Source organism: Paraburkholderia sp. SIMBA_030, assembly GCF_046535245.1.
GTDB lineage: Bacteria > Pseudomonadota > Gammaproteobacteria > Burkholderiales > Burkholderiaceae > Paraburkholderia.
Genome location: NZ_JAWRXB010001764.1, coordinates 1 through 231 on the forward strand (window position 1 = coordinate 1; position 231 = coordinate 231).

The window sequence follows — 231 nt, forward strand, 5'->3', positions numbered from 1 at the left end:
GTTCGGGCCGCCGTTTTCGAGCGGGCGCAGATACGTGCGCGTCGTGAGGTTGTAGTGCTCGACGAGCTGACGAAAATCGGCGGCCTCGAAGCGGTCGCCCGAGAGCAGCACGATCACGCTCGCGTCGCCGTGCTGGATCGCGCGGATCGCGTGCTGTAGCAGATCGATCGCGCTCGCGCCGCCATGACAGTCGTCCATGCACCAGCGCGGGCTCAGGCCGAGCCGCCACGC

1 pseudogene is annotated in these 231 nt (G+C 68.4%); it reads right to left on the reverse strand.

Annotated features, from left to right (window positions below):
* Positions 1-198, reverse strand: a pseudogene (locus SB772_RS46060) (thiolase family protein); the annotation flags it as partial.
* Between the last annotated feature and the right edge of the window lie 33 nt (positions 199-231).